Here is an 11,250-nt window from a genome sequence, read left to right as displayed (position 1 = left end):
GCTTTTTCAGAACTTGTATACGGCACTCAGTCCGAAGTTACGTCCGGGCTTGAACGCCCTTGTTATCTGCTGCACTTCCTTGCGGCTGCCGTCCTGGTAGTGCACGTCGGCAAACTGCTTGTAGTATACAGTCTGTGCGAGCAGGTCGCGCACGTTGAACTTCACCTCCCAGTGGCTGCCGAACATCTTCGAGACGGACAGGTCTATCACGTCGCGCGGCATCTCGTAGCTGTCGGGCACGCGCAGAGCCTCGTTGTCGCTCGTCGTTCCCTCGCTGCGTCCCACGCCTATTATGCGTTTGCCTATGCGGTTGTAGAGAGCCGCCACGCTCAGTTGTAGCTTGTCGTTGTTGTAGAATATTCCTGTGTTTATGAGATAGGGCGACTGTCCCTGCATAGGTCTGTCTTCCTCTCTCGACCCTTTCTCGAAGTTCACGCGGCTCTTGATGAGCGCTCCGTTGAACGACCAGCTGAAGCCGGGCAGCCCGATGAACGACAGGTCCTTGCGTATGTCGAGCTCCAGTCCGTAGCTCTTTGCCGATTTGGCGTTCATGTATGAGTATATCAGGTTTGTTCCGCCAGCCACGGTGTAGGTCCATTCTATGGGCGAGTCGAAGTGCTTGTAGAATGCCGCCAGCGATATCACCTCGCCTTTCGAGGGGTAGAACTCATAGCGCAGGTCCACGTTCTGTATGTAGCAGGGCTTGAGTTCGGTGTTTCCCTCCACGTTGGATGCAAGGTCGAAGTCGTAGAACACCGACGGCGACACCTCTCTGAACTCAGGTCTGTTCACCGTCTTTCCGTACGAGAACCTCACCTGATGCTTGTCGTTTATCTTGTAGGTGGTGTTCAGCGAAGGGAAAAGGTCGCTGTATTCATAGTTGTGGCTGAACGGGCTTTCCTCATAGTCGCGGGTGTTGGTGATGAGTTCCATGTGGTTGTATTCGTAGCGCAGTCCCGCAAGTATGCTCAGTCTGCCAGCCGGGATGGTAGCCGCGATGTATCCCGCACCCTGAGTGTTGTTGCCTTTATAGTTGTTGCGCATGTGCTGTTCCTCCATCAGATAGAGGCGGTCCGCACCGAAGTAGCTCTCGTCGCTGAGCATCTCGGAGAGGTCGTTCTGCCTGAATCCGTCCGGAAGAGTGTTGTCTGCGGCGTTCCAGTTGTATATGAAGTCGCGCGTGGTGTATTTTCTTGTGCGGTACTCTCCGTAGGCTCCGAACTTCAGCACCGGCTCCCATGAGCCGAACTTGAAGCTGTGCCTGTTGTTCACGGCGGCTGAGGCGATGTGCTCGTCGAGCTTTGTCCATTCGCGCGAGATGTCGTTCGAGTTGGTGAGCTGTATCACTCCGGTCTCCAGAGCGTCGTTCACCTGATACCGCCGTCTGTCCGGCACGTTGCGGTTGGCGTATGAATAGCTTGCGCTCCAGTCCAGTTCGTCGTTTCGGAAAGTGTGTTTGCCGGTCAGCTGTCCGTTGTATGTGGTGCGGCTGCGGTAGTAGTATTCTGCGGAGTGCTCCGTGTCAGACTGTGCGCTCACGCCCTCGCGCCATGTGTAGCGGTCGTTTCCCAGCTGGTTGAATATGTTCTTGAACTGGTATTTGCTGTTGCCGTCGGCTGAGAGGAGCGTCATGTTGAGCATAGCTCCCAGTCTCACGTTGCGGTTGTACTGGTCGTCGGTGGAGCGTCTGAGATAGTTGGACCTGTCGTCCTCGGTGTTGTACACGCCGAACAGGTTGTTGGTCATGTCCTCATACTTCCTGTACTCGTTGCTGTAGTTCAGCGCGGCGATGAGTCCCATCTGCCTTCCCGCCCATCTCCAGCGGCGTCCGATGTTAGCCGACAGCTTCAGGTCGCCGAGCGGATGGCTCTCCCTTATGCGCCAGTCGTTGTTCAGACCGTTGTTCAGCAGGTCTGTGCCGTTGCCTGCGATGGGGTTGAGCGTGGCGTTGATGCCGCCCGACAGTCCTCTCAGCCCGTTGTCAAAGCCGAGGAAGTCGGTGCCCGAGCCTTTGGCATGTCTGAATGACGAGAAGGCGGTGGCGTCGTTCCAGTTGCCTCCCACCTGTATCTCGGCTATGTTCTCCGTGGGTATGTCCTTCGTGTTTATGGTGATGAAGCCGCCGCTGTAGTCTGCCGGGAACTCAGCTGCCGGGGTCTTTATTATCTGCATGTTGTCTATCTGCGCGCTCGGGATGATGTCGAAGGAGAAGGCGCGCGAGTCAGCCTCGCTGCTCGGCACGGCTCCGCCGTTTATCCATACGTTGTTGTATCGCTGCGACAGACCGCGCACCATGACAAACTTCTCGTCTATTATGCTCACGCCCGGCACACGTCTTATCACCTCACCCGCGTTCGAGTCCTGCGTGCGCTTTATCTCCTGAGCCGACACGTTGCTCACCACCAACTGGCTTTTGCGTGCCGCCTGGAGCATAGCCACGTCGGTGTTCTGCTTCATTATGCCCACCACTGACACCTCGCCGAGCGTCTGCTCGTCGGTCTCCATCTCAATGGTGAGAGCGTGTCCTTCGGTGTCTTTCATAGCCTCGACGCCGTCAAGGGTCACTGTCTTGTATGAAATATAGTTTACGGTGATGCTGTATTTTCCTGCCTTCAGACCGTTGAGGCTGAACTTCCCGTCTATGTCGGTTATTGCCTTCACGCCTGTTCCCGCCACCTGCACCGTGGCTCCGATGAGCGGCTGACGGTCTTTCTTGTCGAGCACTGTGCCTGTTATCCCTTCTGCGTATGCCGCGACAGCCGATATGAGAGCCAGTGCCGTTGCGGCGACAAATCTTTTTACTCTTGTCATTTCCTAATATGTTATGTCTTATTTTCCGGCTGCAAAATTAAAGGAGACATGTTGCGCCCGCGTTTCTCAGCAATTATAAATGTTTTACAATGACATTTCACGGATGTTTCTTTCCCCCAGCCGTTCTCCGGCATACGCATGGCGATGTTATGCGAGGCGTCATGTCTTTCTCCACAGCGGTGCTTTCCGTAAGTGCGGACACGCCGTGTGGCGGTAAGCCTGCGCGTCGGTAATGGTGCATAGGGACTGATGCCTGACATGGAAAAGAGCCAGGCTGCGTTCGCGGATGGTGCAGTGAGGCAGCGGCATCATGCCTGACAGGTGTATGATGTCAGTATACATATATAATATTGTATACTCTTTTATGCTGTACAATATATGCCTTTATGCGATAATATATATTTTTCTTATATGATATTATGTGTTCTTTTATGGCATATGACATGTCTTCCTGTATGATATCATATATGCTCCGCCCCATCCGCCATCCGTCTCTGTCGGTGTCACGTGCGTTTTGCATGAATATGCGTGATGCTTCCCGGTTTTTGCATAATTATTCACCGTCAACTCCGCGAGAGTGCCCTTGCAATGCGCAAAAGATTTTCCTGCGGCGTATACGCGGATTATGGGCGTTTTGCGGAACACGTTGCCAGTCAGCAGATTACGCTTTCCTACGTCTCCGCATGCACTTTCCCTGCTTGCGGAAGAGCCTTTCCTGCATGCCCGAAGAGCCTCTTCGGCGGCACGGATGAGGCTTTCCCGAATGATGGAAGAGGCTGTCCGGTGCGTCGGCGGAGCATTTTTGTGCCGCTCATTCGGGGTGTATGGAGGGGAGAAAGGGAGGTAGACCCGCGCCGGTGTGTGCCGGACGGGTGTGCGGAAGGCGCGTCACCGGTTTTCCGGCGTTCTGTTTCGCGAATCCGGAATGTAAAGATTTTTTACTTCCGTGAGTGCATAATTATTCATAAAAGAGTCTTCCTTTCCTGTATTCCCGAGGTGTTCCGGTTGCGCGCATGCCGTAGGCTGAGGACTGTAAATGGTGGGGAGGTGTGCAAACAATTATGATATATGCTGAAAAAAACGAAAAAGCCGTGGCGCGGACAGGTGTGTCTGAGTTTATAATCGTATATTTACGCTTCGATAGACATAAGACATGTGTGCGTCGGCAACGTACGTACGCCACGCTAAAGACGGCGTGCGCACCAGCCGGACACGGACATGCCTGACGTAGGGAAACAGCATTTACAGGCATGACAAGACGTTTTCTCATAATCTTATCAGTCTTCACCGCGGTGCGTGTGGCAGCGCAGAGCGGCGCGGTTGTGGCGGACATGTCGTCGCGCAAACCGCTGCGCGACGCCTTGGTAGTGACTGACGGAGGCGAGAAGGTAGTCACCGACTACCGGGGAAGGTTCGCCCTGAGCGGCTCATACCGTGGGGCGTCTGTCATATGCAAGGGCTATCTGCGGCGCAACATGACCGCTGACGAGATGAGGCGCGACACCATTTTCCTCATCCCCGAGGTGAAAACGCTCAGCGGCGTGGAGATTGTGTTGCCGGGCGACGGGCTGGGCGCGCTCAAGAAGAGCCTCGGACAGGAGAGCAAGGCAGTGCCCGTGAAGCCGAAGAGCGGCAACAGTTTCGACTTCTTCGGCATCTTCGACAAGAGCAAGAGACGCGTGTCGAAGAAGGAGCGCGAACGCCAGAAACGCATACTCGACAACTACTGACCGTACGTTTTTCGCATATTATCCCAATGTTAGTCACCGTGTAGTGGCGCGTTTACATTTTATTCATTATCTTTGCATAAGATAAGCTGCACTCGGCAATTTGAGAGTAAACTCTCATTGCGCTCGTTTGCATTATCTTTGCCAGTACTTTGTGCCGCGAGCCGGTGATGATTAGGCGATGCGTGTCTGCCCTTGTGTGGAGCGGGCTGCGTGCCTTTCATGCCGCACGGATGGCGCAATGTGTGTGTGACATAAAAAACAATAATATACAACAACTTATTTTTTACAGACAATGACAACCTTAACGTTGACGATAGTCCTTATCTTCGTTGCCGGATATGTGTGCATAGCGGCAGAGAGTTTCACCAAAGTGAACAAGGCGGCAGTGGCGCTTCTCATGTGCGTATTGTGCTGGACGGCATACATGACAGACCCCGGACAGTATCTCTCCGCAGCCATCGGCGGTGCGGCGGAAGGCGTGCGGTCGGTAGCCGCGCATGTGGGCGAGATTCTGAAAATGCACCTCGGCGACACTGCCGAGACTCTGTTCTTCCTCATGGGAGCGATGACCATCGTGGAGATTGTGGACACTTATGGCGGATTCAACTTCGTGCGCGACATCATGAAGACCCGTGGCAAGCGCAAACTGCTGTGGCGCATCGCCTTCATGACGTTCTTCCTCTCTGCCATACTCGACAATCTCACCACGTCCATCGTGATGATTATGGTGCTGCGCAAGCTCATACGCGACAACAAGGAGCGCATGATATTCGCCTCGATAGTGATAATCGCCGCCAACTCGGGAGGCGCGTTCTCGCCCATAGGAGACGTTACGACCATCATGCTGTGGATAAAGGGCATGATAACAACGGGCGGAGTGCTGGCAGAACTGTTCCTGCCGTCGCTCGTGTCGATGGTGGTGCCGGTATTCATACTGCAATTCGCGCTGAAGGGAAAGCTCGATGTGGAACAGAACCTGCCTAAGGACAATGTGGCGGTATTCACCCGACGGCAGCGGCGCACGGTGTTCTTCCTCGGCGTGGGCGGACTCATCTTCGTGCCCATATTCCGCTATCTGACAGACCTGCCGCCGTTCATGGGCATACTGCTCGTGCTCGGACTGCTCTGGACAGTCACCGAGTGCTTCCACCGCTCCACCTCTGAGGACGACACGATGGCACGTCGCGTGAGCCAGCTTCTGGCGCGCATAGACATGTCGACCATCCTTTTCTTCCTCGGAATACTCATGGCTGTGGCATGCCTTTCGGAAATCGGCGTGCTCACCGCGCTCGGTGCTGCGCTCAACGATGTGTCGGGCGGCAACCACTATCTTGTCACCGGTGCCATCGGTGTCATCTCGAGCATTGTCGACAACGTGCCTCTCGTGGCGGGATGTATGGGCATGTATCCCATCGCTCCTGCCGGTGACATGGGCGTCGACGGGCTTTTCTGGCTGCTGCTTGCCTACTGCGCTGGTGTGGGAGGCTCCATGCTCATCATCGGTTCGGCTGCCGGAGTGGTGGTGATGGGACTGGAGAAGATCACCTTCGGATGGTATCTGAAGCATGTCTCGTGGGTAGCACTTGTGGGATATCTTGCCGGAATGGTGGCATACTGGCTTGTACAGATGATTTGAAACAACTGAATGAAAATATAGTATAGTATATGTCAAAACGTTTGCTGACGATTGCCATTGCCGCAGTGGGATGTCTCGCGGTCTTCGCGCAGACGCCTACGGTCTTCGACAACTATTTCGCGCAGGCTCAGGCTTATGCCCGCGCGTTCCCCAGGGAGAAAGTATATCTGCACTTCGACAACACAAGCTACTATCAGGGAGACACCATATGGTTCAAGGCTTATGTGCTCACTGCGGCTGACAACATGCCGAGCAAGATAAGCAAACCGCTCTATGTGGAGTTCGTAGACCAGCTCGGCAACGTGATGGACCGCCAGATTGTGAAGCTCGAGAACGGTGAGGGGCACGGTCAGATTTCGTTGGCGAACACATTCTTCACGGGCTATTACGAGGTGAGGGCGTACACTAAGTGGATGCTCGCCTTCGGAGACGACCCGCAGTATTTCTCGCGCACGCTCCCCGTTTACCGCAAACGGATAAACAATGAGGAGCAGAGACGCAGCATCGCTACATACCGAATGGACAAGAGTATGAAGCAAAGGCCGGTGGAGGACCTTAAGAATCTCAACGTGAGATTCTTCCCCGAAGGCGGCCATCTGGTGGAGGGCATACCGTCGGTGGTGGGATTTGAGACACTGAGCGAGGACAGCGGATGGGTCAATGTGAACGGATATCTGCTGTCGGAGAGCGGGGAGCGCATCCTGCCGGTGTCAACCACGCACGACGGAATGGGCAGTTTCACATACACGCCGGGCGAAAAACCTGCCTCGGTGGAGATTTCCTACAACGGCAAGACACGCCGGTTCAAGCTTCCGAAGGCGCAGCCTGCGGGCTACGGCATCACGGTGAACGTGCGCGAGGAGTCGCTCGACGTCACCGTGTCGCGCTCCGCCGGAATGACGGGAGGCGATGTCGCGCTGTTCCTCTTCTCAGGTCTGACACCGCGCACATACGTGCCTGTCGACTTCAGCGGGTCTGACGTAAGACGTATAAAGATTCTTACGGCTGACCTGCCGGGAGGTGTAGTGCGGCTGGCTCTGGTCAACTCGTCGGGCGAACCGCTGCTCGACCGCTTCTGCTATGTCTATCCCAAGGACACGCTCAGACTCAGCGCGACGGCTGACAACGACCTTTACGCACCGTTCGGGAAGGCGGAGTGCAGACTAAGACTCACCGACGCGGCTGACAAACCGGTGGCTGGCGCGCGTCTGTCTGTAGCTGTGAGAGACGCGCTCGACATGGACTACATGCAGTACGACAACAATATCTTCACCGACCTTCTGCTCACCTCTGAACTGAAAGGATACATACACCAGCCCGGATTCTATTTCGCCGACAGGTCGCCTGCACGCCGCAAGATGCTCGACAACCTCATGCTCATACGCGGATGGCGACGCTACGACGTGCAGGAGTGCTTCGGTCTGAAACCGGCTGAGCCGAAGTATCTGCCCGAACCTAACCTCAACCTTTACGGACACATCGATTCGTGGTACGGAAAGGCGCAGGCTGACATCGGCATAACGGTCATGGCGCACAACGACTCGGTGACTGTCATGGGCTCTACGCGCGCCGACTCGCTCGGCAACTTCGTCATTCCGCTCGACGATTTCTACGGAAAGATGGAGGCACTCATACAGACCCGGCGCGACGGAAAGAAATACAACCGCAACGCTTTGGTCAGTCTGTACCGCAACTTCGAGCCTCCGCTGCGCCCGCTTGACTGGTATGAGCTCAATCCGGAGTGGAGCCAGCCCGCCGATACGGTAAGGCTGGATGCTGATATAGACGCTTTTGAGGACTCGCTTGCCGGAGACGAGAAGATATTGAGGCTCGGTGAGGTGGTGGTAAAGGCTAAATACAGGAACAAAAGACTCTTGCAGGACACGGAGAAGTTTGAGCGCGACATACTGGGATTCTATAACATAAGGCAGTATGTGGACAGACTGCGCGACAACGGAAAGCTCGTCGTGGACGACATAGGCTATCTCATGCACACCATAAACGACAGGATAAACCGCGAGGGAACGCTCTATGGAGTGAACGAACTGAGATACAGCGCAAACGGAAAGGAGATAGATCAGGTGCATCTCGTGGGATGCATTGACATGATAGAGACCGCGATGCTCTATATGGACCACACCGGAATGAGGGCGTTCAAGTTCAGCGACAAGGATTTCAGGGTCGATGTGGACGAGCTGCGCGACATTTACACGGGGCAGGTGAGGATGGACACGGTCAGCATGGCGGGCTTGCGGAAGCTCTTTGTGAGGTGTGCCTTCCAGATGCAGGAGCGTTGGAATGCCGGGAAAAGCTACAAGCCGACACACGGAATAAGGAAAACCGAGATACAGGGATACAGCGTTCCGGCTGAGTTCTATTCACCGCAGTACAGCGAGAAGATGCTTAACGACGGTATAGACGACCGCCGCCGCACTCTTTACTGGAACCCTGAGGTGGTCACAGATGAGAACGGCGAGGCGGTGATAGAGTGTTTCAACAGCAGAAACACCACTTACATGAATGTCAGTGCGGAGACCGTCGCCGGCGGAAAACCGGCTTCGGTCAGCTTCAATACCTATTCGGGACGGTAGCAGCGCATGTGTCTCATCTCATGGCCGCCCCACATCTTGTCCTTCACATATCTGAATCCCAGTGCCGTGTACAACCGTTCGGCATTGGGATTCTGCTTGTCCACCAGCAGCCCGGCGGGCAGTCCGGCGGAGTGGGCGCGCTCTATGGCGGCACGGAGCAGCGATGACGCTATACCCATACGCCTGAATTCAGGGTACACGGCTACACTGTCAATGTAGTATTCGTCCGGTTCTGTCTCGTCGGCAATGTTGTCGAGATCGCGTGCCAGCTCCTCTTTCGCGGCGCGGAGGAATGCCTCGCGCAGTGTGTGAAGGTCTGCGCCACGGTATGCCACCACGGCTCCTGCCACGCGGCTGTCGTCGTTTAGCGCGACGAGAGTGTTCAGATAACTGTACTGCGAGCACTCCGATGCCGCGAGTCTTGTCATCACCTGTTCGAAGTCGGAGAGCGTCTTGCCCGGTCCGACAAGGTTCATGCAGCACTCGTCAGACATAGCCTGCATGATGAGCAGTGCTATGTCGTGCGCATGTTCCTTCTTAGCCTGTTCTATTTTCATATTCTTTCTGTTTGTTATACGGCTTCCGCCGTGTTGGTTCGGATGTAGTCTTGTACGTTAGGATTGATGCTTATATCAAATGTGAAGATATTTTCAGTGGTCATAAAGAGAGCTTGCTCTTTATTTCCCGAGTGCAGCTATACCTTATGCAAAGGTAATACAAATATGCAAGAAAGCCAAATCGGCGCGACACGCACGGTTTGTCTGTGCTGCGAAAACAATGTGCCTGATTTATTGCCTTGAATCAATTAATTTACTATTTTTGCGGAATGAAGCATGCGGCGTGGCTGCATCATGGCGGTGAAAGCCGTTTTCAGACTGTCTGCCTCATAGTCAGCATGCCGCCATGCAGGCTGTCGCCACATATTATATATAGGTGCAGGCTTCTGTATATCATAACCGCCATACTGTCAAAGACATATACCAGGCATTGGAAAGAACACACATCAAATAATAAAAATATGGAAGGGAAAGAACATAAACTTACCGGTGACGGGTTCAAAAAGGCTTTGTCGCTCTTCGTGGAGGAGCTGAACAGGTATTTCAACGTATCAACCGACAGGGAGAAAGAGGAAGACACGGTGGACGCCATACGCAAGGGCGTGTCGTTTCACGGCTCAAACTTGTGGATACTTGTGTTCGCCATATTCATCGCCTCGCTCGGTCTGAACGTCAATTCCACGGCAGTCATCATCGGAGCGATGCTCATCTCTCCGCTCATGGGACCTATTATCGGCATGGGACTTGCCGTCGGCATCAACGACTTCGAGCTGTTGAAGCGTTCCGTGAAGAACTATCTTGTCGCGACACTCATAAGCGTTGTCACGGCGACAGTGTATTTTCTGCTTACTCCTCTCAACGAGGCGCAGTCGGAACTCCTTGCCCGCACGTCGCCAACTCTTTACGATGTGCTCATCGCCCTGTGCGGAGGTGCGGCGGGAATAGTTGCGCTCAGCTGCAAGGGAAAGGGCAACGTGTTTCCCGGAGTAGCCATCGCCACCGCGCTCATGCCGCCTCTCTGCACGGCGGGATTCGGCATTGCGACGGGCAACATATATTATTTTCTCGGCGCGTTCTATCTGTTTTTCATCAACACGGTGTTCATAAGCCTTGCCACTTATCTCGGAGTGAGGATGATGAAGTTCAGGCAAAAGCAGTTCATCAACCACGAACAGTATGCCAAGGTGAAGCGTTACATCGTCATAGCGGTTGTCGTCACCATGGTGCCGGCGGCGTTCATGACCTACGGCATAGTGCGTTCGAGCATCTTCAAGACCAATGTGAGCCGCTTCGTGAAAGACCGTCTGGAGAACAACGGTACGCGCATCATATCGTATGACGTCAACAAGGACAGTCTTACTCTGCGCGTTGTAGCCGTAGGAAAGGAGATTTCGGACAGCATGATAAAGCGTGCCGAGCGCAGCATGTCTGACTACAAGATGGCTCATTACACGCTTAATGTGATACAAGGGTCGCAGTCTGATTCGGTGATGCTGCTCAACAACCGCCTTTCCAGTGTGCGTACAACGAGCGACAACTATGCCGCCATGCTGCGCGAAGAGGCTCTGAAGGCATCCTCTCTTCAGGACCGGCTGAACGAGTACACACGTTATGACGAGCTCGCTCCAGCCGTTGCGGCAGAGATGAGGACCCTTTTCCCCGCTGTGCGTGACGTCAGTCTGTCGCTCTCGTCAACCGTCACGGCAGACACGACGGGTGCAGTGCGCCGCCCGATAGCCCTTGTCGGCATCGGAGCCGGAGCAAGGCTGAGCTCCGCCGAGCACGGTAAGATGAAGAAATGGCTTGCCAAGCGTGTCGGCGCGGACAACATTGAGCTTGTCACCCATACGGCAGGCAAGTGACGGCAGACACATTTACAATATGCCCGGGGCAGGTTCTCAGATTGCTGAAACCTGCCCCGGGTC

At 54.6% G+C, this 11,250-nt stretch carries 7 protein-coding genes; 4 read left to right on the top strand and 3 right to left on the bottom strand.

What is annotated here, in order from left to right:
- Positions 1-6: 6 nt before the first annotated feature.
- Both BN4609_RS07600 and BN4609_RS07595 read right to left on the bottom strand, forming a co-directional pair.
- Positions 7-2,811: a TonB-dependent receptor gene (locus BN4609_RS07600; RefSeq protein ID WP_068855997.1), complete on the bottom strand. Its 2,805-nt coding sequence runs from the start codon at positions 2,809-2,811 to the stop codon at positions 7-9.
- 159 nt (positions 2,812-2,970) lie between these two features.
- A complete protein-coding gene (locus BN4609_RS07595) occupies positions 2,971-3,153 on the bottom strand; it encodes a hypothetical protein (protein WP_068855996.1) in 183 nt (60 codons plus the stop codon).
- 908 nt (positions 3,154-4,061) lie between these two features.
- Here BN4609_RS07595 and BN4609_RS07585 point away from each other — a divergent pair.
- From BN4609_RS07585 to BN4609_RS07575, 3 genes are all read left to right on the top strand, one after another.
- The gene (locus tag BN4609_RS07585; RefSeq protein WP_068855994.1) at positions 4,062-4,541 is read left to right on the top strand and encodes a hypothetical protein; all 480 of its coding nucleotides are present in this window, start codon (positions 4,062-4,064) and stop codon (positions 4,539-4,541) included.
- Positions 4,542-4,833: 292 nt separating this feature from the next.
- On the top strand, positions 4,834-6,177 hold the full coding sequence (gene nhaD, locus BN4609_RS07580) for a sodium:proton antiporter NhaD (RefSeq protein ID WP_068855993.1): 1,344 nt from the start codon (positions 4,834-4,836) through the stop codon (positions 6,175-6,177).
- 29 nt (positions 6,178-6,206) lie between these two features.
- A complete protein-coding gene (locus BN4609_RS07575; protein WP_068855992.1) occupies positions 6,207-8,768 on the top strand; it encodes an alpha-2-macroglobulin family protein in 2,562 nt (853 codons plus the stop codon).
- On the opposite strand, the gene BN4609_RS07570 is transcribed toward BN4609_RS07575, so the two are convergent.
- Positions 8,753-9,325: a GNAT family N-acetyltransferase gene (locus tag BN4609_RS07570; protein ID WP_068855990.1), complete on the bottom strand. Its 573-nt coding sequence runs from the start codon at positions 9,323-9,325 to the stop codon at positions 8,753-8,755. The genes BN4609_RS07575 and BN4609_RS07570 overlap by 16 nt on opposite strands.
- 461 nt (positions 9,326-9,786) lie before the next feature.
- Between BN4609_RS07570 and BN4609_RS07565 the strand changes: the two genes are divergently transcribed.
- Positions 9,787-11,187: a TIGR00341 family protein gene (locus BN4609_RS07565; RefSeq protein ID WP_068855988.1), complete on the top strand. Its 1,401-nt coding sequence runs from the start codon at positions 9,787-9,789 to the stop codon at positions 11,185-11,187.
- Positions 11,188-11,250 lie beyond the last annotated feature (63 nt).

This window comes from Leyella lascolaii (assembly GCF_900079775.1).
Taxonomy (GTDB): domain Bacteria; phylum Bacteroidota; class Bacteroidia; order Bacteroidales; family Bacteroidaceae; genus Prevotella; species Prevotella lascolaii.
This window is presented reverse-complemented; position numbering and strand designations above follow the sequence as displayed.